This window comes from Nocardioides sp. ChNu-99, from assembly GCF_029493445.1.
In the GTDB taxonomy this organism is placed as follows: domain Bacteria; phylum Actinomycetota; class Actinomycetes; order Propionibacteriales; family Nocardioidaceae; genus Nocardioides.
Window position 1 is genome coordinate 18,821 of sequence record NZ_JAHWBL010000013.1, and the last position, 25,906, is coordinate 44,726.

The window sequence follows — 25,906 nt, forward strand, 5'->3', positions numbered from 1 at the left end:
TCGGTCGACCTACGCTCGGCCGCATGACCGACCGCGACGTCCTCCGGAGGCTGCTCGACCGGCACGGCACCACCTTCGCCGAGGACGCCGGCATCCGGCTCACGGACGAGCCGGCGCCGTTGTGGCAGCTGCTCGTCCTCACCCTCCTGCTCTCGGCGCGCATTCGCTCCGACGTCGCGGTCGCCGCGACCCGCGAGTTGCTCGACGCCGGCTGGCGCACGCCGCAGCGCATGCAGGACTCCCCCCGTCGCTCGCGCGTCGCCGCCCTGGGCCGGGCGGGCTACCGGCGCTACGACGAGCGCACCGCCACCCGGCTCGGTGAGCTGGCCGACGCGGTGCTCGACCGGTACGCCGGCGACCTCCGCCGGCTGCGTGACGGCGCCGACGGCACCCGTGGCGTCGAGGAGGAGCTGCAGGGATTCGGGGGCATCGGCCCGGCGGGTGCCGCCATCTTCTGCCGCGAGGTGCAGGGCGTGTGGCCCGGGCTCGCGCCGTACGTCGACGACCTCGCCGCCCGCGGCGCCGAGCGGCTCGGGCTGCCCTCCGACGCCGACGCACTCGCGGGTCTCCTGGACCGCGACGACCTCCCGCGCCTGGTCGCCGCCTGCGTCCGGGCCGCCCGCGACGCCGCGGTCGCGGACGCCGCTGCGGATGGCGATACCGACGAGGGCTGAACGCTGCCGTCTTCGACGCGAGCTGGCCCCACTCAGGGCGGCAGGCTGTCGCTAATTACACAAGCGTAGTTCTTATGTGATAGTGGGCCTTGCGTCCCGCTCGGGGCGTCCGTACCGGGCGGGCACCCGGCCGAGGAGAAACGCAATGAGCAAGCCCCCACAGGTCCCCAAGAAGGGCGGCGGCACGCAGGAGCGCGACCGCAACAAGGACGGTCGCTGGCGCGACAAGCGCAGCGACGCTGGCAAGAAGCGCACCTGAGCCAGTAGGGCGGGGAAGCCCGTACTGGGGAAGGGCCCGGAGACACACCACATGTCTCCGGGCCCTTCTGCTCCCCACCGTAGTCAAGGACGTCGTGGGACGTGCGCCGGGCCGGCCTGGGTACCAGGCGACGTGGATCCCGCCAGCGCACCCGCCGTACCCGTTCCGACCGCGGGGGCCGCTCGTGACCCGCACGGTCGCCGACCTCGTCGTCGAGCGCGTCCGCGCCTGGGGCGTGCACCGGGTCTTCGGCTACACGGGTGACGGCATCAACCCCGTCATGGGCGCGCTGCGCCGCGCCGACGGCGACGCCGCCTTCGTGCAGGCCCGCCACGAGGAGCAGGCCGCCCTCATGGCGGTCGGGCACGCCAAGTTCACCGACGGCATCGGCGTGGTGCTCAGCACCCAGGGCCCGGGCGCGGTCCACATCCTCAACGGTCTGTACGACGCGAAGCTCGACCACGTGCCCCTCGTCGCGATCGTCGGCCAGCAGCCGACCACCGCGCTGGGCTCGGAGTACCAGCAGGAGATCGACCTGCCCGCGCTCTTCAAGGACGTCGCGGCCCAGTACGTGCAGTCGGTCCTGTCGCCGGAGTCGGCGCCCATGGTGCTCGACCGCGCCTTCCGCACCGCGCTGGCGACCCGGAGCCCCTGCGTCGTCGTGCTCCCCCACGACGTGCAGACCGCCGAGGTGCCCGAGCCCCTCCCCCACACGCACGGCGTCGTGCCGACCACGCCGACCTGGCGCACGCCGGTCGTCGTACCAACGGACGCGGACCTGCGCGCCGCCGCCGAGGTGCTCGACCGCGGCGAGCGCGTCGCCCTGCTCGTGGGCCAGGGAGCCCGGCACGCCGGCGACCAGGTCCGCGCCGTCGCCGAGCGGCTCGGCGCCGGCGTGACGACCAGCCTGCTGGGCAAGCCGTGGTGGGACGAGACGCTGCCGACCAGCGTGGGGGTCATGGGCCACCTCGGCACCACCGCGTCGGGCTGGCTGATGGACGAGTGCGACACCCTCCTCGTCGTCGGCAGCAACGACCCGTGGACCGAGTACTACCCCGCCCCCGGCCAGGCCCGCGCGGTGCAGGTCGACATCGACGGGCGCCACCTCGGCAACCGCTACCCCGTCGACGTCGGGCTCGTCGGCGACGCGGCCACGACCCTGGAGCGGCTGCTCCCCCTGCTGCGCGAGCGCACCGACCGCTCGTGGGAGCAGGAGGTCGTCGCGCAGGTCGAGCGCTGGCACGACGTCGCCGAGCGCCGCGCCCGGGTCGAGGCGCACCCGCTCAACCCCGAGCTCGTCGTACGACGCCTCTCCGACCACCTGCCCGCGGACGCCCAGGTCGGGGTCGACGTCGGCTCGATCACCTACTGGTACGCGCGGCACCTGCGGCTCCCGCCCGGCGTCCCGGCCCCACCTCTCGTCCACGCTCGCGAGCATGGGCTCGGCCGTGCCCTACGGGCTGGCCGCGAAGCTCGAGCACCCCGACCGTCCCGTCGTGGCCCTCGCCGGTGACGGCGCGACCCAGATGACGGGGCTCGCCGAGCTCGTCACGGTGGCGTCGCGCTGGCGCGACTGGGCCGACCCGCGCTTCGTGCTCCTCGTCCTCGCCAACCGGGACCTCGCGGAGGTCACGTGGGAGCAGCGCGAGATGGAGGGCGAGCCCCGCTTCGACACCAGCCAGTCACTGCCCGACGTGCCGTACGCCGGGTGGGCCGACCTCCTCGGGCTGCGGGGCATCCGGCTCGACGACCCCGCCGACGTCGACGACGTGTGGCGCGCCGCCCTGTCGGCCGACCGGCCCGTCGTCATCGAGGCGGTCGTCGACGCGGACGTGCCGCTGCTGCCGCCGTTCCCCGCCGGCGCCCAGAAGCTCGACAGCTTCCGCGACGCCCTGGCCCAGGAGGGCGAAGCCGGCGAGCACGCCCGTGCCCTGCTCGACGAGCACGCCGCGCACGAGGGCGGCTAGGCGCTGTAACGCGGTGTCCGGGCTGCTGCACACGGCGCCGGCGCCGTCTCCAGTAGCCCGGACACCGCGTTACACCCGCCGGGGAGTGCTCGTCACACCTCGGGCGCCGGGGCGACGTTCGGCGGCACGCTGCCCGGGCCGGCCGTCGGCGGGCGCGGCCGGTCCTCGGGGTGCAGGCGCACGGCGACGATCGCGACGTCGTCCTCCGTCCACCCCGGCAGCATGCGGCGCAGCAGCTCGTCGCTGAGCTCCTCGAGCGGCAGGTCCTGGGCTGCGAGGTCGGTCAGGGTCTCCCGCAGCAGCTCCAGGCCGACGTCGAGCACCTGGCCGCGTCGCTCGACGAGGCCGTCGGTGTAGAGCAGGAGGGTCGAACCGCGCGGCAGCACGACGACGGAGTCGTCGCGAGCCTCCTCGTCGCCGGGGATGCCGGTCAGCAACCCGAGCATGGGGTTGGCCGCGTCGGCCCACAGCAGGCGCGCCGTCAGGCCGCCGGAGGAGTCGGGGACGACCACGACCGGCGGCGGGTGGCCCGCGTTGGACCACCGCAGGCGAGTGACGCCGTCGGCACGCTCCTGGGGCGTCTGCTCGAGCCGCGCGACCACGGCGGTCGCCATGGTGTCGACCTGCAGGGTCGTCATGGCCGAGTCGACCCGCCGCAGCACGGCGGCCGGGCCCTCCTCCGTCGTCACCGCGATGCCCCGGAGCAGCGTGCGGACCTGGCCCATCGCCGCCGCCGCGACGGTGTCGTGGCCGATGACGTCGCCGATCACCAGCGTGGTCGCACCGTCGGGCTGGAGGAACGCGTCGTACCAGTCCCCGCCCACCTGCGCGGCCTCGGCCGCCGGCTCGTAGCGCACGACGACCTCGAGGTGGTCCGGCTCCGGCGGAGCCGTGAGCAGGCTGCGCTGCAGGCCCTCCGCGAGCTCGCGCTGGTCGGTGTACATGCTCGCGTTGTCCAGCGCCAGCCCCGCGCGCTCAGCGACGTCGGCGAGGACCTCGACGTCGTCGTCCGTGAAGGTGGCGCGGCCCGCGCCGCGGAACACGCTCATGAGGCCCGCCACCCGGCCGCGCCCCTGCAGCGGGATGATCGCGGCCGCCGACGGCGCCAACCGGCGGCACAGGTCGGTGGCCTCGCCGGGCTGCAGGATCGCGGCGATGCGGTCGGCAGCGCCCTCGGGCACGACGACCGGCCGGCCGCTCACCAGCGCCTGCACGACGAGCGACTCGTCGGTCAGCGCGGGCACCCGCAGCTGCGCGTAGCGCTCGACGAGCGGGCGGAGTGCGAGGTCGTCGGCCCACCAGCCCACGTCGCGCAGCCGGCGGCGCCACGAGCGCTCGGAGAGCAGGTCGTCCGGGAGCGTGCCGTCGACCAGGGTGACCACGCACCAGTCGCCCAGGGCCGGCACCAGCAGCTTCGTCAGCCGCCCGACCGCCTCCTCCTCGTCGAGGGTGTCGGTCAGCGCCCGCGTCGCCTCGGCCAGCAGCGCGGCGCGTCGCGCCCGGCGGGCCAGCAGCTCCTGCGCACGGCGTCGCTCGGTGATGCCGAGGAAGTAGACCGACAACCCGTCGGGCGCGGGCCAGCAGCGCACCTCGTACCAGTCGTCGAGCGGCGGCGGGTAGTACGCCTCGAACGCGGACGGCTCGCCCGAGGCGACGGAGCCGCGGTAGTGCCGCTCGAAGTCCGTGCCCAGCGCCGCGGGGAACAGCTCCCAGATGTCGTGGCCGACCACGTCGGTGCCGATGCCACCCAGGAGGCGACGGGCCTCGGGGTTCGCGTAGGTGAACCGCCACTCGGGGTCGAGCTGGAAGAACGCGGTCGGCATCGCCTCGAGGATCCGGCCGACGCGCGCCTCGCCCTCGCGCACCGCGGTGGTGTCGTACGCCGCTCCCACGACCCGCACCGCCGCGCCGTCCTCGCCCGTCACGGCATGACCGCGCGCGGCGACCCAGCGCAGCTCGCCGTCGGGCCGGACCACGCGGTACTCCGCCTCGTACTCACCGCAGGTGGCGATGGCCTCCGCCAGCGCCGCGCCCACGCGGGCCCGGTCGTCCGGGTGCACGCACTGCTCGAAGGCCTCGATCGTGCCGCCGAACGTGGTGCGGTCGTGCCCGAACAGCCCCAGCAGGCGCTCGTCCCACCGGAGCGCCCCCGTCGCCAGGTCCCAGTCGAAGGCACCGACCCCGGCCGCGTCGACCGCGAGCTGCCACAGCACGCGGTCCTCCTCGTAGGTGGTCTCGAGGGCGGCGAGCTCGAGCTCGGTCAGCGCGGGCCCCGTCAGCTGCTGCAGCAGCGCGACGTCGTCGTCGGACCACGACCGGGTCTCCCGGCCGAAGACGCACAGGGCGCCCACCACGTGGTCGCCCGCCCGCAGGGGGACGCCCAGGTAGGACCCGACCGCGCCCGAGGTCACCGGCGGCAGGTCCCGCACCCGCGGGTCGGCCGTCGCGTCGGGGATCAGCACCGGGACACCGGCCTCGACCGTCACGGTGCACAGCGACTCGGCAGCGGCCGAGCGCACCCCGACCGTCTGCGACGCCAGGCCGGCGCCGCCCATGACGGTCTGCTCGTCGGCGACGACGGAGACCTGGGCGGACTCGACGCCCAGCAGCTGCGCGGCCAGCTCGGCCAGCCGGTTGAGCGGGAGCAGCCCGCCGGGGCGCGCCGCGAGCTTGCGGGCACGCTCCACGCGGGCGGCGTCGCGGGCGCCGGACGACCCGAAGGGGGCGGCCCGGCCGTCGTGGGCACGGAGCTCCTGCCCCGTGTCGTCGGTGCCGGCACCTGCACCCGTCGTCACGGCGTCGTCACGTCGCGCACGGCTCAATCGGACTCCACTCGACGACGCCCCGAGGCTGCGGCCCAGGACGAGGAAAATGTCGTCGGACATTCTTCCACAACGCGCCCCGTCCGCCGCCTCGGCGCCGCGGCCGTGCTCCGGTTGCCCGCCACCGGGGTGGGTACCAGCCCGGCGCACCCTCCCACCCCGACACGCACGGAGGCACCCGTGAAGGCGATGACGTACCGCGGCCCGTACCGCATCCGCGTGGAGGAGAAGGACCGCCCCACGATCGAGCACCCGAACGACGCGATCGTGCGCGTCACGACCGCGGCCATCTGCGGCTCGGACCTGCACCTCTACCACGGCCTGATGCCGGACACCCGCGTCGGCCACACGTTCGGCCACGAGTTCGTGGGCATCGTCGACGAGGTCGGTCCGTCGGTGCAGTCGTTGCAGGTCGGCAACCGGGTGATGGTGCCGTTCAACGTCTTCTGCGGCTCGTGCTTCTTCTGCGCGCGCGGCCTCTACTCCAACTGCCACAACGTGAACCCCAACGCCACGGCGGTCGGCGGCATCTACGGCTACTCCCACACCACGGGCGGGTACGACGGCGGGCAGGCCGAGTACGTCCGCGTGCCGTTCGCCGACGTCGGCCCCTCGCTCGTCCCCGACTGGATGGGCGACGAGGACGCGGTGCTGCTCACCGATGCGCTGCCCACCGGCTACTTCGGCGCACAGCTGGGCGACATCGTGGAGGGCGACACCGTCGTGGTGTTCGGCGCCGGGCCGGTCGGCCTGTTCGCCGCGAAGTCGGCGTGGCTCATGGGCGCCGGCCGCGTCATCGTCGTCGACCACCTCGACTACCGCCTCGAGCTGGCGCGGACCTTCGCGCACGCCGAGACGGTCAACTTCACCCACCACCGCGACATCGTGGTGCACCTCAAGCGCACGACGGGCCACCTCGGGGCGGACGTGGCGATCGACGCCGTGGGGGCCGAGGCGGACGGCAACCTGCTCATGCACGTGACCGCGGCGAAGCTGAAGATGCAGGGCGGCTCGCCCATCGCCCTCAACTGGGCCATCGACGGCGTCCGCAAGGGCGGGACCATCTCCGTGATGGGCGCCTACGGCCCCATCTTCAGCGCCGTGAAGTTCGGCGACGCCATGAACAAGGGCCTCACCATCAACGCCAACCAGTGCCCGGTGAAGCGGCAGTGGCCGCGCCTGCTGGAGCACATCCGCAACGGCCACCTGCGCCCGAGCGACATCGTGACCCACCGCTTCCCCCTCGACGAGATCGCCGAGGGCTACCACGTCTTCTCCGCCAAGCTGGACGGCGTCGTCAAGCCGCTCGTCGTCCCGTCGGCGGCGTGACCGAGGAGCCAGCCATGATCGAGAAGCGCGACCCGGCCGACCTGACCTCCGAGGAGCGTGCCGAGCTGGGCACGCGGTACACCTACACCCCGCACAAGCCGCCGCTGGCCGAGACCAGCGACGAGCTCCGCGCCCGCATCCCCGGGTGGGGCGCCGACCTGGACCCGGCCGACCGCCCGGCGGTGCCGAAGATGCGGTTCGACCCCGGCGCGACCGGCGCCCGGTGGGAGTTCCCCGAGCGGCAGCCCGAGCTGCGGCCGCGGGAGCGGTCGGTGGAGCACGCGTTCGTGACCCCCGTCTTCGGCACCGGGCAGCCCCTCAAGGGCGTCTCGGGCGTCGTGCGCCGCCTGGCCTACCGCCGCTTCAGCGAGGCCCGGGCCGCGCACTGGCTGCTGCTCGTCGCCGCCGACCGGGTGGACGTCGCCGAGGGCCGGGTGACCTCCGCGCTGCGCGGCCGTCCCGACCGCCTCGTGGCGGAGACCGGCGTCCGGGGCGAGGCGGGCCACGAGCCCGTGTCCTCGCGCGCCGGCCGGGTCGACGTGCGACACCAGTGGATCGACCCCGTCATCGTGGCCGGGCCGATGGCGGTCGCGGGCGTGCTGGCCTACCGCGTCGTACGACGGGCCCGCTCGGCACGCTGAGGCCGGGGGGTCCGCCCGGGTGGCACCGTCGTCACCGAGGGGCGGACACCGGCACGCGCACCACGGTCAGCACCCGGTGCGCCAGCGACCCCGGCTCGGCGACGACGTCCACGGCGACCCCGTTGCGCTCTGCGCGGCGGCGCAGCGCCACGAGGGTGCCGACGGCGAGGCTGGGGAAGAAGGTGGCCTCGCTGAGGTCGAGGCGCACGTCGCGCGCGAACCCTCCCGACGCGGCGCTCACCGACAGGTCGAGCTGCTCGACGTCGTGGGTGTCGTAGAGCCCACCCGTCAGGCGCAGCGTTCTCGTGGCGGTGTCGAAGGTGAACGACGCCTCGGGCTCCCGCACGGTCGGCCTCCTCAACTGGCGAGCAGGGCCCCGACGGCCCGACTTCCCTGCGACGAAACCTACACAAACCGTTGAGGATTTTCTAGACATGCCGCCGAGCCCGCGCGCCGCGCCGCGCGTCGGGGTCGCCCGGGCGCGCCGCCCCGCCTAGGCTTCTCCGCTGTGCTGATCCTGCTGCCGCCCAGCGAGGGCAAGGCCGCGCCGGCGCGCGGCAAGCCGCTCGACCTGGCCTCGGTGTCGTTCCCCTCGCTCACCCCGGCCCGCGAGCAGGTGATCGACGCGCTCGTCGAGCTCTGCTCCGGCAACGAGCGCCACGCGGCGGAGGTGCTCGGCCTCGGCGCCACGCTGGCCGACCTCGTGCCCCACGACGCGGCGATCCGGTCGGTGCCCACGGCGCGGGCGGAGCTCGTCTACACCGGCGTCCTCTTCGAGGCCCTCGACGCGCTGACCCTCGACGCGGGTGCCCGTCGTCGGCTGCGCCGGGTGCTCGTCACGTCCTCGCTGCTGGGACTGGTGCGCCTCGGGGACCGGATCCCGTCGTACCGGCTCGGCGGCGACGTGTCGCTGCCCGGCGTGGGTCCGGTCGCCGGCGTGTGGCGCGAGCACCTGGGTCCGGTCGTCGAGCAGGAGGTCGGCCGGGGGCTGCTCGTCGACCTCCGGTCGAGCACGTACGCCGCCTTCTGGCGCCCCGAGGGCGACGTCGCCACCCGCACGGCCACCGTCCGCGTGCTCCACGAGCACGAGGGCGAGCGCAAGGTCGTCAGCCACTTCAACAAGGCGACCAAGGGGCGCATCGTGCGCTCCGTCCTGACCGACGGCGGCGACCCCCGCACCCCGGCCCGGTTCGCCGAGCAGCTGCGCGACCTGGGCTGGCACGTCGAGGTGGGAGAGACGGGACCGCGCGGCACGCGCCTCGACGTGGTCGTCCGCTCGCTCTGACGGCCTCGCGGGGTCAGGCGCCGAAGGGCCCCGTGCCCGGCACCCCGTTGAAGAGCCGCAGGCTCGCCATCGGCTCCGCGTCGTCGTCACCGGCGAAGTGGCCGACGACGGTGACCGACGCCGGGGCGAGCTCCATCCGGAAGACGGCCTCCAGCGGGGCCCCGAGGGCGTGGGCGACGAGCACCTTGATCGGGGTCACGTGGGACACCACGACGACGGTGCCGCCGGCGTGCTCCGCGAGCAGGCGCCGCAGGCCGTCGAGCACGCGGCGCTCCACGGTGCGGAACGACTCCCCCGTGCCGCCCGGTCGGGCGTCGAGCGAGCCGAGCCACGCGTCGAGCCCCGCCCGGTCGCGTTCCGCGACCTCGGCGAAGGTCGACCCGTCCCAGGCACCGAACTCCATCTCGGCGAACCCGGGCTCCTCGCGCGGCGCACCGGTGCCGAGGCGCTCCGCCACGATCTCCGCCGACTCGCGGGTGCGCCGTACCGGGGAGGTGACGACGGCGGTGACCCGCTCCGCCAGTGGCGCGAGCCAGTCCGCGGTCGCGCGCACCTGCGCCCGTCCCTCGTCGGTGAGCGGGGGGTTCGCCGATGCGAGGCCGCCCGAGAAGCTCTTGCGCTGGGTGTGCGCGGTGACGCCGTGGCGCACGAGCACCAGCGTGGTGGTGGCCCCTCCCGGCGACCAGCCGCGTGCGGGCGCGGGGGCCGTCGCGACGGGCGCGTCGTCGCGCGCCTCCTGGGCGCCCGCGTCGACCTCCTGCTGCAGGGCGTCCCCGGCCGCCGGCGCGGCCAGGTGCTCCACACCGGAGCGGGTGCCGTCGAGGGCCTCGTTGGCGAGGCGGTCGGCGTAGGCGTTCTCCGCCCGCGGCACCCACGTCCACCGGGTGCCGGGCGGGGCCAGCCCGCTCGCCTCCCGTGCGAGCGCCTGCATGTCGGGGTGCTTGATGCGCCAGTTGCCGGCCATCTGCTCGACGACGAGCTTGGAGTCCATCCGCACCTCGACCGAGGCCCCCGGCGCGAACGCGCGCGCCAGCCTCAGGCCCGCGACGAGGCCCGAGTACTCCGCCACGTTGTTGGTGGCCCGCCCCAGCGTCGCGCCGTCGTGCGCGATGACCTCACCGGTGCGCGCGTCCCGCAGCACCGCGCCGTACGCCGCGGGGCCCGGGTTGCCGCGCGACCCGCCGTCGGCCTCCACGATGACCTCGCGGTACGTCGGGGCGTCGCTCACAGACCCGACTCGCCCGTGCGGACGAGGATCCGCGAGCACTCCTCGCAGCGCACGACCGTCTCGACGCCGGCCTTCCGGATGACGGCCAGCTCGGCGTTGTCGAGCGTGAGGCGGCAACCGCCGCACTCGCGGCGGCGCAGCAGCGCCGCGCCGATGCCGCCCTTCTGCTCGCGCAGCCGGTCGTAGAGGGCGAGCAGGTCGGCCGGCAGGTCCGCCACTAGGGGGCCGCGGGCCGCGGTGGCGGCGGCGAGCTCCTCGTCGATGGCCTGCTGCTGGGCGGCGACGTCCGCCTGCAGCGCGCGGCCGCGCTCGTCGATCTCGGCGAGCTGGGCCGTCGCCGCGTCGAGTCGGCCCTGGGCCTCCTCGAGCCGCTCCATGATCTCGATCTCGGTGTCCTCGAGGGAGGCGATGCGCCGCTCCAGGGAGACCAGCTCGGCCTGCATGCGCTCGAGGTCGCGGGGGTTGGTGACGAGCCCGGCGTCCATGCGCTGCTGGTCGCGGGTGCGGCGGGTCTTGACCTGCTCGACGTCCGCGTCGGCCTTGCGCTGCTCGAGGGAGAGGTCGTCGACCGCGATGCGGGCGTCGCGTGCCTCGTCGTCCACCACCCGGCGCCGGGCGGTGAGGTCGGCGAGCTCGGCGAGGCCCGGCAGCGAGCGGCGCTGGTGGCGCAGCACGTCGATGCGGGAGTCGACCTCCTGGACGTCGAGCAGCTTCAGCTGCGCGAACGGATCGGCTTTGATCACTCGCTCCTCTCGGTGCGGTCAGCGGGGTCCGTGGACACGGTGCGGAACTGCCACGGGTCGGTGCGCAGCTCGCTGACGCGGACGTCCACCTTATCGCCGAACGCGTCCTGCACGCGCCGCTGCACCACGGGCAGCCACGTCCACTCGGCCGCCCAGTGGGAGACGTCCACGAGCGCCGGCCCGCCCGCCGCGACGAACTCCGCGGCCCGGTGGTGGCGCAGGTCGCTCGTGACGTAGACGTCGACGTCGGAGGCGGCCAGGCGGTCCAGCAGGAAGTCGCCGGCGCCGCCGCAGACGGCGATGCGCCGCACCGACCGCGTGGGGTCGCCCGCGACGCGCACACCGCCCTCGGTGGCCGGCAGGGCGTCGGCGACGACCTGGGCGAACGCGCCGAGGGTCGCGCGCTCGACGACGCCGATCCGACCGGTGCCGCTGACGAGCGCCTGGGGGTCGGCCAGCTCGACGACGTCGTACGCCGGCACCTCGTAGGGGTGCGCGGCCAGGAGCGCCGCCACCACCTGGCGGCGCAGGCGCCGCGGCAGCACGGCCTCGACCCGCTCCTCCTCGACGACGGCGATGTCACCGACGGTGCCGATGGTGGGCTGGGAGCCCTCGAGCGGGCGGAACCGTCCCTGGCCGGCCACCGAGAACGTGCAGTGGTCGTAGGTGCCGATCGCCCCTGCGCCGGCCTCGGCGATCGCGGCCCGCACGGGGGCGGCGGCGTCGGTCGGGACGGTCACGGTGAGCTTGTCGTAGGGGGCGGCGTGCCCGGGGAGGATCGGCTCCAGCTCGCTCAGCCCGAGTGCGTGGGCCAGCGCCTCGGAGACCCCGCCGACCGCCTGGTCGGCGTTCGTGTGCGCCACCAGCAGCGCGCACCCGGCCGCGGCGAGGCGGCTCAGCGTGCGGCCCTTCGGCGTCGTCGCCGCGAAGCCGTGCACCGGGGTCAGGAAGAGGGGGTGGTGCACGACCAGCAGGTCGGCGCCCCACGCGACGGCCTCCGCCGCGACCGCCTCGTCGACGTCGACGGCCAGCATGACCTTGCGCACCTGCTGGGCGGGGTCGCCGTACACGAGCCCGACGGCGTCCCAGTCCTCGGCCGTCGCCGGCGGGTACCAGGAGTGGAGGGCGGAGACCAGCTCGTCCAGCGACGTCATGGGCCGTACCGTAGCGGCCCCGTCGGACCTCAGTTGACCTGGCGCTCCTGGCCCTCCCAGTACGGCGCGCGCAGCTTGAACTTCTGCAGCTTGCCCGTCGCCGTGCGGGCCAGCTCGTCGCGGACCTCGACCGACGTGGGCGCCTTGTAGCCGGCCAGCCGGTCCTTGCACCACGCGATCAGCTCGGCCTCGTCCGCGCTCGAGCCGGGCGTGAGCACGACCAGCGCCTTGATCGTCTCGCCCCACTTCTCGCTGGGGACGCCGATGACGGCGACCTCGGCGACGTCGGGGTGCGAGAACAGCGCGTCCTCCACCTCGATCGACGAGACGTTCTCGCCGCCGGTGATGATCACGTCCTTCTTGCGGTCGCTGATGGTGAGGTAGCCGTCGTCGCCGATGACGCCCCCGTCGCCGGTGTGGAACCACCCGCCCGCCAGCGCCCGCTCCGTCTCGGCCGGCTGCTCCCAGTAGCCCTGGAGCACCTGGTTGCCCTGCGCCAGCACCTCGCCGTGCTCGTCGACCCGCAGCCGTACGCCGAGGGCCGGCGCCCCGGCGCGCACCAGCCGGGCCGCGCGCTCCTCGGCCGTCAGGTCGTCCCACTCCGCGCGCGTGCGGTTGACCGTGAGCAGCGGCGAGGTCTCGGTGAGGCCGTAGATCTGGACGAACTCCCAGCCGAGCTCCTCCTCGACGCGGGCGACCGTCCGGGTGGGCGGCGGCGCGCCGGCCACGATGATCCGCACGCGGTCGCGCCCCGGCACCTCGCCCTCCCAGGTCTGCGCGGCCTCGAGCACGGCGGCGACGACCGCCGGCGCGGCGCACAGGACGGTGACGCCGTGCTGCTCGACGCGGCGCAGGATCTCGGCGCCGTCGACCTTGCGCAGCACGACCTGGGGGACCCCGAGGCCCGTGGTCGCGAACGGCATGCCCCAGCCGTTGGCGTGGAACATCGGCAGGGTGTGCAGGTAGACGTCGCGGTCACCCAGCCCGACGTGCAGCGCGAACGTCGTGGCGTTCACCCAGATGTTGCGGTGCGTGATCTGCACGCCCTTGGGGCGGGCCGTGGTGCCCGAGGTGTAGTTGATGCAGGCCGTGGCGTCCTCGTCGGGTTCCCACGGCGCCGGCTCGGCCCCCTCGGGGGCGTAGAGGTGCTCGTCGCGGCCGAGCACGTAGCGGTGCTCGCAGGTGACGTCGGCGAGGGCCTCGTCCAGCTCGGGGTCGACGTACAGCACCCGTGCCCCCGAGTGCTCGACGATGTAGCGCACCTCGTCGGGCCGCAGCCGGAAGTTCACCGGCACGAGGACCCGCCCGTGCCCCGCGACCCCGAAGAACGACCCGAGCAGGCGGGCGCTGTTGTGCGAGACGACGGCGACCCGGTCCCCGACCCCCACACCCAGGGCGTCGAGGTGCGCGGCCTGGCGCCGAGCGAGGTCGTCGAGCGCGGCGTAGGTGAGGGAACCGAGCGACGGCGCGGGCTGGTCGGGCTCGTCGACGACGCCCACCCGGTCCGGGTAGACCGTGCGGGCCCGGTCGATGAAGTCGCGGACGCTCAACGGCACGAACATGGCACTCCCTGTCGTTCCGGGGCCCGACCCGGCGGTCGGGCGCGTGACGCCCGTCACTCTAGGGCCGGCGGGGGCGGCACCCGCGGGTCGGGTCGTGAGAGCCCTCTCATGAACCTGGGCCGGGGGACGTCGGTGGGGCAGGATCGACCCGTCATGTCCAGCGTCCTCAAGGTCCTCCTCGGCGTCGTCGTCGGTCTCGTCGTCGGCGGGGTCGGCGTCCGCGCCCTCGCGGGCGAGCCCGCCGCTCCCGAGGTGGGCGGGGCCGTGAGCCCGTCGGGCGCCGGCACACCCGGGGAGCCGCTCGGCACCGGTACGACGCCTCCCACCGCCACCGCCACCCCCACCCCGACGGCCCCGGCCACCCCGGGCACGCCCACCACCGGTCCGACGGCCTCGCCGGCGCCGCCCGCCCCGGCGCCGCCCGCCCCCCGCACCGTGCAGCCCACGGCCGTGCCGGTGCCCCCCGAGCGCGACGACGACGGGGACGATGCCGGGGACGACGGCGGGGACGACGGCGGGGATGCCGGGGACGACGACAGCGGGAGCGACGACGACGGGGACGACGACTGAGCACCCCCCGCTCCCCCGCGTCGCGCACCGGCGCGTCGGTGCGCCTGCGCATCACGACGACCGTGGCGCTGCTCGTCGCGCTCGCCCTGGCCGGTGCGGGGCTCAGCTTCTTCCTCATCGAGGACCAGCGCATCGACGCCGAGCGCGTCGCGGCCATCGAGCAGGAGCTGGCCGAGTTCCGGCAGTTCGCCGCCGCCCCGGGCCCCTTCAGCCAGCCGGACCCCACGACGGGCGAGCGGCGCACCGGCATCGCCGACCTGCTCTGGGGGTACGTCGAGAGCAACGTGCCGACCGACGACGAGCTGCTGGTCGGCTGGTGGGACGACCGCCTCCAGGTGCGTCCCGGGACCGGCAGGGGCCGTGACGCGGCGGTCACCGAGGCGGAGGCCTTCAGCGACGCCGTCCGTCCCCTTGTGGCGTCAGGCGGCTCGACCACGGTGGAGGTGGCGGGTGAGCCGCTCTTCCTGACCGTGCAGCCGGCGACCGCGACCGACGCGGCAGGTGCCGTCGAGCCGGGCGCCCTCGTGGTCGTCACCTTCACCGACGTCGCCGACGAGCAGCTGGCGGAGACGGTGCGCACCTACGCGGTGGTGGCCGCGATCGCACTGCTGCTCGTGGTCGGCGCCGCCGCGTGGCAGTCGGGACGCCTCCTGCGCCCGCTGCGCGTGCTGCGCCGCAACGCGGAGGAGATCGGCGAGACCGACCTCTCGCGCCGCGTCCCGGAGACCGGCAACGACGACATCACCGCCCTGACCCGCACGGTGAACGGCATGCTCGCCCGCCTCGAGAACGCCTTCGCCGCCCAGCGCCGCTTCCTCGACGACGCGGGTCACGAGCTCAAGACGCCGCTGACCATCGTGCGTGGCCACCTCGAGCTGCTGGAGACCGACAGCCCCGACGCCGCGCAGACCCGCGACCTGGTGCTGGACGAGGTCGACCGCATGGCCCGCCTCGTCGGGGACCTCCTGCTGCTCGCCAAGAGCGACCGCCCCGACTTCCTGCGCACCGCGCCCACCGACGTCGGCGACCTGGTCCTCGACGTGCTGGCCAAGGCGCGGGCGCTGGGTGAGCGCACCTGGACCCTGGACGCCCCGGACCCGGCCACCGGGTCCGCGGGCGCCGTCGTCGAGGCCGACCCCCAGCGGCTCACCCAGGCCCTGCTGCAGCTGTGCGACAACGCCGTCAAGCACACGCGGCCCGGCGACGAGGTGGCCGTGGGGTACGACGTGCCCGCCCCCGGCCGGGTGCGCCTGTGGGTGCGCGACACCGGGCCGGGCGTGCCCGAGACCGACCGCGACCTGGTGTTCGAGCGCTTCGGCCGCAGCCACGTCCCCGATGGCGACGAGGGGTTCGGTCTCGGCCTGTCGATCGTCGCGGCGATCGTGCACGCCCACGGCGGCACGGTGGCCGTCGAGGAGGCCGATCCCCCGGGCGCCCGGTTCGTCGTCACGCTCCGGGAGTCGGGATGAGACCGTCCCGCGGCGCCGCGGGTCGTCGTACCGCACCGCCACCGCACCACCGCACGCACGCACGACCTGCACGCACCACACGCACCGGAGGAGGACCAGGGGTGGCCAGCATCCTGATCGTCGAGGACGAGCAGCGGATCGCGTCGTTCGTCGCGAAGGGCCTCAAGGCCGACGGGCACACCGTGACGGTGGTCGGCGACGGCGTCGACGGTCTCGACGAGGCGCTGAGCGGCGGCCACGACCTGATGGTGCTCGACATCGGCCTGCCGCGCATGGACGGGTTCGAGGTGCTCGACCAGCTGCGCTCGCAGGGGTCGCGCATGCCGGTCATCGTGCTGACGGCCCGCGACTCGGCCGCGGACACCGTGTCGGCCCTCGACGGGGGCGCGGACGACTACATGCCGAAGCCGTTCCGCTTCGCCGAGCTGCAGGCCCGCATCCGCGCCCGCCTGCGGCAGGTGTCGGCCGGCGGTGGCGAGGCCGCCGCGACGGTGCTCGACGTCGGCGGCGTGCGGCTCGACCTGCGCACCCGCCGCGCCACCGTCGCCGGGCGCACCCTCGAGCTGTCGGCCCGCGAGTTCACCCTCGCCGAGATGTTCCTGCGCAACCCCGGCCAGGTGCTGTCCCGCGAGCAGCTGCTGGACAAGGTCTGGGGCCTCGACTTCGACCCGTCGTCGAACGTCGTCGACGTGTACGTCGGGTACCTGCGCCGCAAGTTCGGCGCCCACACCATCGGGACGGTCCGCGGGATGGGCTACCGCTTCAACTCCTGAGTGCAGGCCCGACAGCGCAGACACGACGGCGCAGGCACGACAGCGCCCCCGCGACCCGTGGTCGCGGGGGCGCTGTCGCCCGGGGGGTCCGGTACGGCGCGGCGCCGCGTCAGTCGTCGCCACCGTCGTCGTCGCCGTCGTCACCGCGGTCGTCGTCACCGTCGTCACCGCGGTCGTCGTCACCGTCGTCGCCGCGGTCGTCACGGTCGTCGTCGTCACGGTTCGGTGCCGGCGCAGCCGGCCGCGGCGCGGGGGCGGGCGTCGACCGGGGCGCGGGCGCGGGCGCCGTCGAGCGGTCGTCGCGGTCGTCGTCGCGGTCGTCGTCGCGGTCGTCGTCGCCGTCCCGTCGCGGCGCCGCGGGGGGCGCCGGAGCCGGTGCGGAGGGGGCCGCCGTGGGAGCAGCCGTGGGGGGCGTGGTGGGGGCGGCCGAGGTCGGTGCCGCGGTGGGCGCGGGGGTGCCGGCGTCGTCGGCGTCGTCGTCACCGACGGAGGTGATGGTGACGGCCTCGGGCTGCGGGCCGCCCGACCCGGGGAGGGCGAGCAGGGCCGCGCCGCACAGGCCCAGCAGGGCGACGACGCCGGGGAGCACGATCTTGAGCAGCATGGGGTGTCCTCTTCTCGACGGACCCGCGGGCCCGGTGGGTGATAGGACGACCTTCCCGCCGCGCCGTTAGACCACCGTGAGGCTTGCGTGAGAGCCCTCTCACCTCGACCGGGGGCCCACCGGGGAGGAACCTCCGGTCGGGTAGTCGGCGCTCCGCGCCGGCCGGAGGGGCGCGCCGTCGGCACAGGACGCCGGCGGGACGGCGGGGTGGGCGAAGAGGGGCTCGAACCCCCGACCTTCCGGGTGTAAACCGGACGCTCTGACCAGCTGAGCTATTCGCCCTCGGGCGGCGCACAGCCTACGACAGCCGGGGGGACGTCACCGACCGGGCCGGACGCCGGGTGCGATCCGGACGTCCGCGAAATTGAATGTCGCGCCGCTGGAGTCTCGGGTCACCAGCGGCGCGACGAGAAGATCATGCAACGGTTGATCGTTGAACTTCCACGGAACGCGGAATCCGTCTCACATCGCGGCCACCGGTCCAGACCGGTGGGGCCGGTCGGGGCCGGTCGGGGCCGCTCAGACCGCGGCGCGCAGCGCGGCGAGGTGCGCGTCGAGGTCACGCCCCTGCGAGCGCTCGTTGTGCACCGCCCACCGCACGACCCCGTCCGGCCCCACGACGTACGACGAGCGGCGCGGGCAGCCGCGCGCCTCGTCGAGCACGCCGTACGCCGACGCCACCGCCCCGTGGGGCCAGAAGTCGGACAGCAGCGGCAGGTTGAGCCCGTCGCGGTCGGCGAACGCCCGCAGCGAGTACACCGGGTCGCAGGAGACGACCAGCGCCTCGGTGTCGAACGTCAGGAAGTCGGCGATGCGGGCCTGGAGACCGCCGAGCTCGCCGGTGCAGACCCCGGAGAACGCGAACGGGATGAAGACGAGCGCCACCGCCTTGCGGTCGCGGAACGACGACAGGGTGACGCTCTGGCCGAACTGGTCGCGCAGCGTGAAGTCCGGTGCCTGCGCGCCGACCGGGAGACCCGGGCCGGCCGCGCCGGCGCCGGGTCCGGGCGGGAGGTCGAGCTGCAGGTCGGGCATGTCGCCCATCCTCGCACCCTCCGCCGGCACCTCCCGCGACACCCGCTCAGCCCGCGTCGAGCTCCCGCTTCAGCACCTTGCCGGTGGCGTTGCGGGGCAGCTCGTCGAGGAACACGATCTCGCGCGGGACCTTGTAGCGGGCCAGGTTGGCGCGCACCCAGTCCTTGAGCCCGTCCTCGTCCACCGAGCCGTCGGCGGTCAGCACGACGAAGGCCCGCAGCCGCTTGCCGAAGTCGTCGTCCGGCACGCCCAGCGCGGCGACCTCGCTGACGGCCTCGTGCCGCGCCAGGCAGTCCTCGACCTCGCGGGGGAAGACGTTCTCCCCGCCGGAGACGATCATCTCGTCGTCGCGACCCTCGACGTAGAGGCGGCCGTCCGGGCCGAACCGCCCGACGTCACCGGACGACATGAGGCCGTCCACGACCTCCTTGGCGCCGCCGCCCGTGTACCCCTCGATCTGCAGGTCGTTGCCGACGAAGATCCGGCCCGGCTCCCCGTCGGGCACCGGTCGGCCCTGCTCGTCGAGGATGCGGATGACCGTGGCGTGCGGCAGCCGGCCCGCCGAGCCGGGCGCCTCCCGCAGGTCGGTGGGGTCGGCGATGCTCGCCCAGGCGACCTCGGTCGAGCCGTAGGTGCTGTAGAGGTTGTCGCCGAAGCGGTCCATCCAGTCCAGCGCGAGGTCGCCGGGCAGCGCCGACCCCGACGACGCGACGACCTGCAGGTGGTCGAGCCGGTGGCGGTCGAGCACGTCGGCGGGCAGCGCGAGGATGCGCTGCAGCATCACGGGGATCACGACGAAGGACGTGCAGCGCTCCTCCTCGAGCAGCGCGAGGGCCTCGGCCGGGTCGAAGCGGCGGCGCAGCACGAGCGTCGTGCCGAGCAGCATGGCGAGCTGGTAGTGCGCGAAGCCCCAGGTGTGGAACAGCGGTGCGGCGACGTAGCAGCGCCACCCGGCCCGCAGCGGCATCCGCGACAGCAGCGAGACCGCCGCCGGCACGCCACCCTGGGGCCGCGGGGCGCCCTTCGGCGTGCCCGTCGTGCCCGACGTGAGGATGATCGTGCGGCCCTCGCGACCCGGCGGGGCGGGCTCGGCGTCACCACCGGCCGCGGTCGCGGCCTCCACGAGCCCGTCGATCGTGGGCGGGGCGTCGGGGCCCGTCGGCTCCTCGTCGACCCAGGCGAGCACGCGCAGCTCGACGTCGACGTCGGCCAGCAGGTCGGTGAACTCCTCGTCGTGCACCAGGACGCGGGGCTGCTCGCGCTCGACGACGTCAGCCAGCTGCGGCCCGGCGAAGGCGGTGTTGAGGTAGAGCACGTCGGCCCCGAGCTTGCTCACCGCGATGGAGGCCTCCACGAAGCCCCGGTGGTTGCGGCACATGAGGGCGACGCCGTCGCCCTCGCGGACCCCCCGCGCGCGCAGGGCCGCGGCCAGGGCGTTCGTACGGCGGTGCAGCTCACCCCAGGTGAGCACGCCCCGCTCGTCCACCACGCCGGGCTGGTCGGGGGCGCGCAGCGCCAGCGTCCGGAACCCGCCCGCCGGCGACGTGCCCCACGCGCGGAGCGTGCCGACGAGACCGGCCAGCACCTTCGGGGAGTACGGGCGGACGATGCCCGACCTGACCAGGACCCGCAGGCTCGTGCCCGCGTCGGACGCCTTCGTCCTGAGTGCGCTCATGACCGACCTTTCCTCGAGAGGGTAGGGCGACCCTACGTGCCGAGGAACGGTCTTGAACAGGAAGTGTCACGCGCTGTTACGCAATCGGGCGCACGGGCCCGCCGATCAGCCCTGGGACTTCGGGGCCACGAGCCGCGTGGCCGACCAGTCCTTGCTGACCGGGGCCGTGGTCGTCTGCGCGAGCCCGGCGACCGGCGCGGCCTCCGCGATGTCGGCAGGGTCCACGCTGCCGGGACGACCCACCTTCGGCGTGAGCAGCCAGATCGCGCCGCCCCCCACGAGGTCGGTCAGCGCGTCGACGAGCCCGTCGACCAGGTCGCCGTCGTCCGCGCGCCACCACAGGAGCACGGCGTCGACCACGGCGCCGTCCGCCTCCTCGACGAGGTCGGCGTCGATCTCCTCCTCGATCGCAGCCCGGAGGTCGTCGTCGCAGTCCTCGTCCCAGCCGAGCTCCTGGATCGTCATGCCCTTCACCAGGCCCAGCCGGGCCGCCGGGCTCATGCCCGCCGTCTGGGTGGATCCACCACCCGGGGTCGCACTCACTGACTCCTCCAGTCCTTCGTCCGCAGTCCCGCGACGGCCTCGTGCCGCAGCGTGCCCCGTAGTCCACCGGGTTTCCGCAGGCTGCGCAACCTCTCCCCGCCGCGTGGCGCGCCCCGGAGGGGCCCGCTGGCCGCCTGGCGGACGTACTCACGGGTAGATTTCTTGCGGGTTCGCCACGTGCGACGATGGCGGGCGTGACCGCTGACTCGACACCCCGACCCGGCCAGTCGCGCTCCACTTCCACGTCCGTGATCCACGAGGGCCTGCCGACCCAGTTGCCCGACATCGACCCGGACGAGACCCACGAGTGGCTCGACTCCTTCGACTCCCTGATCGACGACCGAGGGCGGGAGCGCGCGCGCTACGTCATGCTCCGGTTGCTCGAGCGGGCGCGTGAGAAGCAGGTCGGCGTGCCGGCCCTGCGTTCCACCGACTACATCAACACCATCCCGCCCGAGCGCGAGCCGTGGTTCCCCGGCGACGAGGACGTCGAGCGCCGCATCCGTGCCTTCATCCGGTGGAACGCCGCGATGATGGTCTCGAGCGCGAACCGCAAGGGCCTCGAGGTCGGTGGCCACATCGCGACGTACCAGTCGTCGGCCAGCCTCTACGAGGTCGGCTTCAACCACTTCTTCAAGGGCCGTGACGCCGAGGGCGGGGGCGACCAGGTCTACATCCAGGGCCACGCCTCCCCCGGCGTCTACGCCCGCGCCTTCCTCGAGGGCCGGCTGTCGGAGCAGCAGCTCTACCGGTTCCGCCAGGAGGTCCAGCACGGCGTCGGGGCCGGCCTGTCGTCGTACCCCCACCCCCGGCTCATGCCGGAGTTCTGGGAGTTCCCGACGGTCTCGATGGGCCTGACGGCGATCAACTCGATCTACCAGGCCCGCTTCAACCGCTACCTGCAGAACCGCGGCGTCAAGGACACGAGCAAGCAGCGCGTGTGGGCCTTCCTCGGCGACGGCGAGATGGGCGAGCCCGAGTCGCTCGGCGCGATCCGCACCGCGGCGCGCGAGGAGCTCGACAACCTGACCTGGGTCGTCAACTGCAACCTGCAGCAGCTCGACGGTCCGGTGACGGGCAACGGCAAGATCATCCAGGAGCTGGAGTCCTACTTCCGCGGCGCCGGCTGGAACGTCATCAAGGTCGTCTGGGGCCGCGAGTGGGACCAGCTGCTGGCCCGCGACGTCGACGGCGTGCTCGTCAACCAGATGAACACGACCCCCGACGGCGCCTTCCAGACCTACTCGGTCGAGTCGGGCTCCTACGTGCGCGAGGACTTCTTCGGCGGCGACCAGCGCCTGCGGGCGATGGTCGAGCACATGAGCGACGACCAGATCCGCAAGCTCCCCCGCGGCGGTCACGACTACCGCAAGGTGTACGCCGCGTTCGACGCCGCGACGAAGCACGTCGGCCAGCCGACCGTGATCCTCGCGAAGACGATCAAGGGCTGGACGATCGACTCGCTCGAGGGCAAGAACGCGACGCACCAGATGAAGAAGCTGACGAAGGACGACGTCAAGCGCTTCCGCGACCGCCTCTACCTGCCCATCTCCGACCGCGACCTCGAGATCGCGTACGAGGAGACCGGCGCCGCTCCGTTCTTCCACCCCGGGGCGAAGTCGCCCGAGATGGAGTACATGATGGAGCGCCGCAACCAGCTCGGCGGCTCGCTCCCCCGTCGCGTCAACCGCGCGACGATGCTGAAGCTCCCGGGCGACAAGGTCTACGCAGACCTCAAGAAGGGCGCCGGCAAGAACAAGGTGGCCACGACGATGGCCGCCGTGCGCCTGCTGCGCGACTGGATGAAGGACCCCGAGATCGGCCAGCGGGTCGTGCCGATCGCGCCCGACGAGTACCGGACCTTCGGCATGGACTCGATGTTCCCGAGCGTCAAGGTCTACAACCCGATGGGCCAGACCTACGAGTCGGTCGACCGCAACATGCTGCTGGCCTACAAGGAGTCGACCTCGGGGCAGCTGCTCCACGAGGGCATCTCCGAGGCCGGCGCGATGGCGTCCGCGACCGCTGCGGGTTCGGCGTACAGCACGCACGGCGAGCACATGATCCCGTTCTACATCTTCTACTCGATGTTCGGGTTCCAGCGCACGGGCGACTCCATCTGGGCCATGGCCGACCAGCTCGCCCGCGGCTTCCTCGTGGGCGCGACGGCCGGTCGCACCACGCTCACCGGCGAGGGCCTGCAGCACGCCGACGGCCACTCCCCGCTGCTCGCGGCGACCAACCCGGCGGTCGTGCACTACGACCCCGCGTTCGCCTACGAGGTCGGCCACGTGATGCGTTCGGGCCTCGAGCGCATGTACGGCGCGAGCGAGGAGCACCCGACGGGCGAGGACGTCATCTTCTACCTCACCGTCTACAACGAGCCGGTCGAGCAGCCCGCGGAGCCCGAGGACCTCGACGTCGCCGGTCTCCTCAAGGGCATGTACCAGGTGTCCGCGTCGGAGGCGGAGGGCCCGCGGGTCCGCCTGCTCGCCTCGGGCGTCGGCTTCCCCTGGATCAAGGACGCCCAGCGCATGCTCGCCGAGGAGTGGGGCGTCGCGGCCGACACCTGGTCGGTCACGTCGTGGAACGAGCTGGCCCGCGAGGCCATCGCGTCGGAGGAGTGGAACCTGCTCCACCCCGACGAGGCCCCGCGCACGGCGTACGTCTCGGAGAAGCTGAGCGACTCGTCGGGCCCGGTCGTCGCCGTGTCGGACTACATGGCCGCGGTGCCGCTGCAGATCGCCCGCTGGGTGCCGGAGGACTACCGCGTGCTCGGTGCGGACGGGTTCGGCTTCGCCGACACGCGTCCGTCGGCGCGCCGGTTCTTCCACATCGACGCCCAGTCCGTCGTCGTCGCCTCGCTGCAGGCGCTCGCGGACGCCGGCGAGATCGACCCGGCGCTGGTCCGCAAGGCGTTCGACAAGTACCGGATCGACGACCCCACCGCGGTGAAGGACGTCGCGCAGGAGGGCGGCGACGCCTGACGCGTCGTCGACCGTGACGAGGGCCCCGGGCCCGCGCGGTGGGAGCGATCCCGCCGCGCGGCCCGGGGCCCTCGCCGTCGGCGGGGTTCCGGAGCGAACCGCAGGAAGAGGCGGCGTACGCCGGTCAGGCGCCCCGCACCAGGCGCAGGCGGCGCGGAGCCGGCGGGGCCGGTGCAGGACGGGCCGGCGCCTCGCCGGCCTCGGCCTGCACCGCGGGGACCGTCGGCCCGTCGAGGAGGTGGCGGCGCCAGCGTGCCCGGCTGTGCCGCGCGGGCTCCGTCGTCGCCACGAAGTCCTCGATGACCGCGGCGAACCGCCCGGGGTGGTCCTTGTGCGGGAAGTGGCCCGCGTCGTCCAGGACCTCGATGCGCGCGCCCGGCGCGAGCCGCGCCGCGTTGTCGACGTGGCCCACCGGGATGACCTCGTCCTCGCGCCCCCAGACGACGCACATCGGCAGCGACGCCGTGAGGTAGGCGCGGTCGGCCATGGTGATGATCTGGCCCCGCCAGTCGACGACGCCCCGCACGACGTGCCGGATCGCCGCGCGGGCGCGGGGGTCGCGGAACGACTCGACGATGGCGGCCACCTCGGGCAGGTCGCGCGTGCGGCGCCCCGGCACCCGGCCGAGCACCCGCAGGCCGCCGGTCACCGCCTGCCGCACGCCGGGCGCCGTCAGCACGCCCATCGCCTCGTGGAACCCGGGCGTGGTCACCGCCCGGATCATCGGGCTCACCTCCGGGCCCAGGCCGCCGCTGGCCACCAGGACGAGGCGCTCGGTGCGCTCGGGGAACTGGTACGCGAACTGCATGGCGACCCCGCCCCCGAAGCTGTGGCCCACGACCGTCACGCGGTCGACGCCCAGCACGGTCAGCAGGTCGCGCATGCCGTTGGCGTAGCCGCCCACGCTGTAGTCGGCCCGGGGCTTGTCCGAGCGGCCGTGCCCGAGCAGGTCGGGCGCGATGACGGTGTGGCGCTCGGCCAGCCGCGCCATGGCGGGCAGCCACGTCGTGTGGTCGCAGCCGAGGCCGTGCAGCAGGAGCAGCGCGGGGCCGCTGCCGGTCACCACGAAGGCCCGGCGGTGGCCGTGGACCTCGACGTGCTGCAGCTGGGGTTCCGGCACGGGCCCTCCTCGGGGTGGGGTCGTGCCGGATTCAACCAGAGGTACGTGCGGGGCGCGCGACGACGGGCGGGCGGTGACGAGACCGTCAGCGCACCGTCACCCCGGCGTGACCCGGGCGACGCACTAGGCTGTGGCGGGTGGTCCTCTCCCCGCTCCCCGGCCCCGGCGGGCCCCCGGCGGACCCCTCGGGAGGGACCCGGCCGTCGCCGGAGTCGACGCCCGACGCCGCACTGCGCGCCCGGACCTCCGACGTCCTCCAGCGGGGCGCCGGACGGCTGAGCACCGCGGCCACGGCCCGCATGGAGACCGAGGTGGGCTGGTTCCGCGACCTCTCGGCCGAGGACCGGTCGTGGGTCGGCCTCATCATCCAGGCCGGCATCCGCAGCTTCGTCGACTGGTGGCGGGCCGGTGGGGGCGCGCAGCCCTCGGACGCCACGCTGGCGACCGCCGTCTTCGGCGCCGCGCCACGGGCCCTGGCGGGCGTCATCACCCTCCAGCAGACCGTCGACCTCGTGCGCCTGGGCATCGACGTCGTCGAGGAGCACCTCGACCAGGTGCTCGACCCCGGCGACAGCCCCGCGGTGCACGCGGCGATCCTGCGCTACGGCCGCGAGCTGGCGTTCGCCACCGCGACGGTCTACGCCCGGGCCGCGGAGGCGCGCGGCGCCTGGGACGCCCGGCTCGAGGCGCTCGTCGTCGACAGCATCCTGCGGGGCGACCCGGACGACGAGATGCTCTCGCGCGCCAGCGCGCTCGGCTGGGAGTCGCGTGGCGGGGTGTGCGTCGTCCTCGGCGCGGCACCGCAGGAGCGGGTCGCCCCCGACCTCGTCGGCACCGTCCGCCGTCACGCCCTCACGGCCGCCACCGACGTGCTGTCCGCCATCCAGGGCCACCGCCTGGTCATCGTCCTGGGCGGCGTCGACTCCCCCGTCGAGGCCGCCGCCGCGGTCGTCGGCGAGTTCGGGGCCGGACCCGTCGTGGTGGGTCCGCGGGCCGACGACCTCGCGTCGGCGTACCGCTCGGCGCGGGAGGCGGTGGCCGGGTACGACGTCGCGGCCGCCTGGCCCGACGCCCCCCGGCCCGTGCACGCGCTGGACCTGCTGCCCGAGCGCCTGCTGGCCGGCGACCGCGGCGCCGCGGAGCACCTGCTGACCCGCGTGCACCGGCCGCTGGCGGAGCACCGCTCGGCGCTCGTGGAGACCCTGACGTCGTACTTCGCCCACCGGTCGTCGATCGAGGGCACCGCGCGGGCGCTGTTCGTGCACGCCAACACGGTGCGCTACCGCCTGGCGCAGGTCGCCGAGGTGACGGGTTGCACGCCGACCGACCCCCGGGACGCGTTCACCCTGCAGATCGCGCTCGTGGTGGGCCGCCAACACGGGGCTGCAGCCCGACCGGCGGGTAACCCGGATTTGTAGGGTCCCTCCAACGTCGCCCGCCCCAAGTTCGTCACCATCGGACCTGAA

22 protein-coding genes and 1 tRNA gene are annotated in these 25,906 nt (G+C 74.4%); 11 read left to right on the plus strand and 12 right to left on the minus strand.

Translation table 11 applies throughout. From position 1 onward, the window contains the following. Positions 1 to 23: 23 nt before the first annotated feature. The 3 genes from KK617_RS06560 (at position 24) to KK617_RS06570 (ending at position 2,900) form a co-directional block, all read left to right on the plus strand. Positions 24 to 674, plus strand: coding sequence for an endonuclease (locus KK617_RS06560; protein WP_277498896.1), 651 nt, complete (start codon positions 24 to 26; stop codon positions 672 to 674). 443 nt (positions 675 to 1,117) lie between these two features. Further along, positions 1,118 to 2,446 (plus strand): thiamine pyrophosphate-binding protein, encoded by a 1,329-nt coding sequence (locus KK617_RS06565; protein WP_277498897.1) that lies wholly within the window; start codon positions 1,118 to 1,120, stop codon positions 2,444 to 2,446. Then, positions 2,370 to 2,900 carry a thiamine pyrophosphate-dependent enzyme gene (locus KK617_RS06570; RefSeq protein ID WP_277498898.1) on the plus strand — a complete coding sequence of 177 codons (531 nt, stop codon included), beginning with the start codon at positions 2,370 to 2,372 and terminating at the stop codon, positions 2,898 to 2,900. Before KK617_RS06565 ends, KK617_RS06570 begins: the two co-directional genes overlap by 77 nt. A 92-nt stretch (positions 2,901 to 2,992) precedes the next feature. Here the strand turns inward: KK617_RS06570 and KK617_RS06575 are convergent, their stop codons facing one another. After that, positions 2,993 to 5,785, minus strand: a complete 2,793-nt coding sequence (locus KK617_RS06575) for a SpoIIE family protein phosphatase (protein ID WP_277498899.1) — start codon at positions 5,783 to 5,785, stop codon at positions 2,993 to 2,995. A gap of 126 nt (positions 5,786 to 5,911) precedes the next feature. On the opposite strand from KK617_RS06575, the gene KK617_RS06580 reads away from it, so the two are divergent. Beyond that, positions 5,912 to 7,051, plus strand: coding sequence for a zinc-dependent alcohol dehydrogenase (locus KK617_RS06580; RefSeq protein ID WP_277498974.1), 1,140 nt, complete (start codon positions 5,912 to 5,914; stop codon positions 7,049 to 7,051). Between the two features lie 14 nt (positions 7,052 to 7,065). Further along, entirely contained in the window at positions 7,066 to 7,692 is a 627-nt protein-coding gene (locus KK617_RS06585) for a hypothetical protein (protein WP_277498901.1), read from the plus strand. Between the two features lie 31 nt (positions 7,693 to 7,723). Here KK617_RS06585 and KK617_RS06590 read toward each other — a convergent pair whose 3' ends face one another. Then, positions 7,724 to 8,038 (minus strand): hypothetical protein, encoded by a 315-nt coding sequence (locus KK617_RS06590; RefSeq protein ID WP_277498903.1) that lies wholly within the window; start codon positions 8,036 to 8,038, stop codon positions 7,724 to 7,726. A 162-nt stretch (positions 8,039 to 8,200) separates the two neighbouring features. Between KK617_RS06590 and yaaA the strand changes: the two genes are divergently transcribed. After that, the gene (gene yaaA, locus KK617_RS06595) at positions 8,201 to 8,977 is read left to right on the plus strand and encodes a peroxide stress protein YaaA (protein WP_277498905.1); all 777 of its coding nucleotides are present in this window, start codon (positions 8,201 to 8,203) and stop codon (positions 8,975 to 8,977) included. Positions 8,978 to 8,990: 13 nt separating this feature from the next. Here yaaA and KK617_RS06600 read toward each other — a convergent pair whose 3' ends face one another. Genes KK617_RS06600 through KK617_RS06615 form a run of 4 tightly spaced genes read right to left on the minus strand, consistent with a single transcriptional unit; the run spans position 8,991 to position 13,664 of the window. Then, complete coding sequence (locus tag KK617_RS06600; RefSeq protein WP_277498906.1) at positions 8,991 to 10,205, minus strand: bifunctional RNase H/acid phosphatase; 1,215 nt, start codon at positions 10,203 to 10,205, stop codon at positions 8,991 to 8,993. Beyond that, a complete protein-coding gene (locus KK617_RS06605; protein WP_277498907.1) occupies positions 10,202 to 10,948 on the minus strand; it encodes a C4-type zinc ribbon domain-containing protein in 747 nt (248 codons plus the stop codon). The genes KK617_RS06600 and KK617_RS06605 overlap by 4 nt, the downstream gene beginning before the upstream one ends. After that, complete coding sequence (locus KK617_RS06610; protein ID WP_277498908.1) at positions 10,945 to 12,102, minus strand: Nif3-like dinuclear metal center hexameric protein; 1,158 nt, start codon at positions 12,100 to 12,102, stop codon at positions 10,945 to 10,947. The genes KK617_RS06605 and KK617_RS06610 overlap by 4 nt, the downstream gene beginning before the upstream one ends. A gap of 29 nt (positions 12,103 to 12,131) precedes the next feature. Next, positions 12,132 to 13,664, minus strand: a complete 1,533-nt coding sequence (locus KK617_RS06615; protein WP_277498909.1) for an AMP-binding protein — start codon at positions 13,662 to 13,664, stop codon at positions 12,132 to 12,134. Positions 13,665 to 13,817: 153 nt separating this feature from the next. On the opposite strand from KK617_RS06615, the gene KK617_RS06620 reads away from it, so the two are divergent. From KK617_RS06620 to KK617_RS06630, 3 genes are all read left to right on the plus strand, one after another. Beyond that, complete coding sequence (locus KK617_RS06620; RefSeq protein ID WP_277498910.1) at positions 13,818 to 14,234, plus strand: hypothetical protein; 417 nt, start codon at positions 13,818 to 13,820, stop codon at positions 14,232 to 14,234. 38 nt (positions 14,235 to 14,272) lie between these two features. After that, entirely contained in the window at positions 14,273 to 15,703 is a 1,431-nt protein-coding gene (locus KK617_RS06625; protein ID WP_277498911.1) for a HAMP domain-containing sensor histidine kinase, read from the plus strand. A gap of 101 nt (positions 15,704 to 15,804) precedes the next feature. Further along, on the plus strand, positions 15,805 to 16,476 hold the full coding sequence (locus KK617_RS06630; RefSeq protein WP_277498912.1) for a response regulator transcription factor: 672 nt from the start codon (positions 15,805 to 15,807) through the stop codon (positions 16,474 to 16,476). A gap of 109 nt (positions 16,477 to 16,585) precedes the next feature. Here the strand turns inward: KK617_RS06630 and KK617_RS06635 are convergent, their stop codons facing one another. The 5 genes from KK617_RS06635 to KK617_RS06655 all read right to left on the minus strand — a co-directional run bounded on the left by KK617_RS06635 (position 16,586) and on the right by KK617_RS06655 (position 20,291). Then, positions 16,586 to 17,080 carry a hypothetical protein gene (locus tag KK617_RS06635; protein WP_277498913.1) on the minus strand — a complete coding sequence of 165 codons (495 nt, stop codon included), beginning with the start codon at positions 17,078 to 17,080 and terminating at the stop codon, positions 16,586 to 16,588. A gap of 208 nt (positions 17,081 to 17,288) precedes the next feature. Further along, a tRNA-Val gene (locus KK617_RS06640) sits at positions 17,289 to 17,362 on the minus strand. A 237-nt stretch (positions 17,363 to 17,599) separates the two neighbouring features. Next, on the minus strand, positions 17,600 to 18,115 hold the full coding sequence (locus tag KK617_RS06645) for a peroxiredoxin (RefSeq protein WP_277498915.1): 516 nt from the start codon (positions 18,113 to 18,115) through the stop codon (positions 17,600 to 17,602). A gap of 46 nt (positions 18,116 to 18,161) precedes the next feature. Next, the gene (locus tag KK617_RS06650) at positions 18,162 to 19,790 is read right to left on the minus strand and encodes an AMP-binding protein (protein ID WP_277498916.1); all 1,629 of its coding nucleotides are present in this window, start codon (positions 19,788 to 19,790) and stop codon (positions 18,162 to 18,164) included. A 105-nt stretch (positions 19,791 to 19,895) separates the two neighbouring features. Next, on the minus strand, positions 19,896 to 20,291 hold the full coding sequence (locus tag KK617_RS06655; protein ID WP_277498918.1) for a DUF3052 domain-containing protein: 396 nt from the start codon (positions 20,289 to 20,291) through the stop codon (positions 19,896 to 19,898). A 236-nt stretch (positions 20,292 to 20,527) separates the two neighbouring features. Here KK617_RS06655 and aceE point away from each other — a divergent pair, with 236 nt between their 5' ends. After that, positions 20,528 to 23,320, plus strand: coding sequence for a pyruvate dehydrogenase (acetyl-transferring), homodimeric type (gene aceE, locus KK617_RS06660; protein WP_301799800.1), 2,793 nt, complete (start codon positions 20,528 to 20,530; stop codon positions 23,318 to 23,320). Positions 23,321 to 23,444: 124 nt separating this feature from the next. Here aceE and KK617_RS06665 read toward each other — a convergent pair whose 3' ends face one another. Further along, complete coding sequence (locus KK617_RS06665) at positions 23,445 to 24,440, minus strand: alpha/beta fold hydrolase (RefSeq protein WP_277498920.1); 996 nt, start codon at positions 24,438 to 24,440, stop codon at positions 23,445 to 23,447. Positions 24,441 to 24,577: 137 nt separating this feature from the next. Between KK617_RS06665 and KK617_RS06670 the strand changes: the two genes are divergently transcribed. Next, on the plus strand, positions 24,578 to 25,858 hold the full coding sequence (locus KK617_RS06670) for a PucR family transcriptional regulator (RefSeq protein WP_277498922.1): 1,281 nt from the start codon (positions 24,578 to 24,580) through the stop codon (positions 25,856 to 25,858). Positions 25,859 to 25,906: the final 48 nt, after the last annotated feature.

Excerpts from the sequence above, each read along its gene's own strand:
- KK617_RS06560 (WP_277498896.1), top strand. The coding sequence starts at position 24 with ATGACCGACCGCGACGTCCTCCGGAGGCTGCTCGACCGGCACGGCACC.
- KK617_RS06570 (WP_277498898.1), top strand. The coding sequence starts at position 2,370 with ATGGGCTCGGCCGTGCCCTACGGGCTGGCCGCGAAGCTCGAGCACCCC.
- KK617_RS06575 (WP_277498899.1), bottom strand. The coding sequence starts at position 5,785 with ATGTCCGACGACATTTTCCTCGTCCTGGGCCGCAGCCTCGGGGCGTCG.
- KK617_RS06580 (WP_277498974.1), top strand. The coding sequence starts at position 5,912 with ATGACGTACCGCGGCCCGTACCGCATCCGCGTGGAGGAGAAGGACCGC.
- KK617_RS06585 (WP_277498901.1), top strand. The coding sequence starts at position 7,066 with ATGATCGAGAAGCGCGACCCGGCCGACCTGACCTCCGAGGAGCGTGCC.
- KK617_RS06610 (WP_277498908.1), bottom strand. The coding sequence starts at position 12,102 with ATGACGTCGCTGGACGAGCTGGTCTCCGCCCTCCACTCCTGGTACCCG.
- KK617_RS06615 (WP_277498909.1), bottom strand. The coding sequence starts at position 13,664 with ATGTTCGTGCCGTTGAGCGTCCGCGACTTCATCGACCGGGCCCGCACG.
- KK617_RS06620 (WP_277498910.1), top strand. The coding sequence starts at position 13,818 with ATGTCCAGCGTCCTCAAGGTCCTCCTCGGCGTCGTCGTCGGTCTCGTC.
- KK617_RS06635 (WP_277498913.1), bottom strand. The coding sequence starts at position 17,080 with ATGCTGCTCAAGATCGTGCTCCCCGGCGTCGTCGCCCTGCTGGGCCTG.
- KK617_RS06645 (WP_277498915.1), bottom strand. The coding sequence starts at position 18,115 with ATGCCCGACCTGCAGCTCGACCTCCCGCCCGGACCCGGCGCCGGCGCG.
- KK617_RS06650 (WP_277498916.1), bottom strand. The coding sequence starts at position 19,790 with ATGAGCGCACTCAGGACGAAGGCGTCCGACGCGGGCACGAGCCTGCGG.
- KK617_RS06655 (WP_277498918.1), bottom strand. The coding sequence starts at position 20,291 with ATGAGCCCGGCGGCCCGGCTGGGCCTGGTGAAGGGCATGACGATCCAG.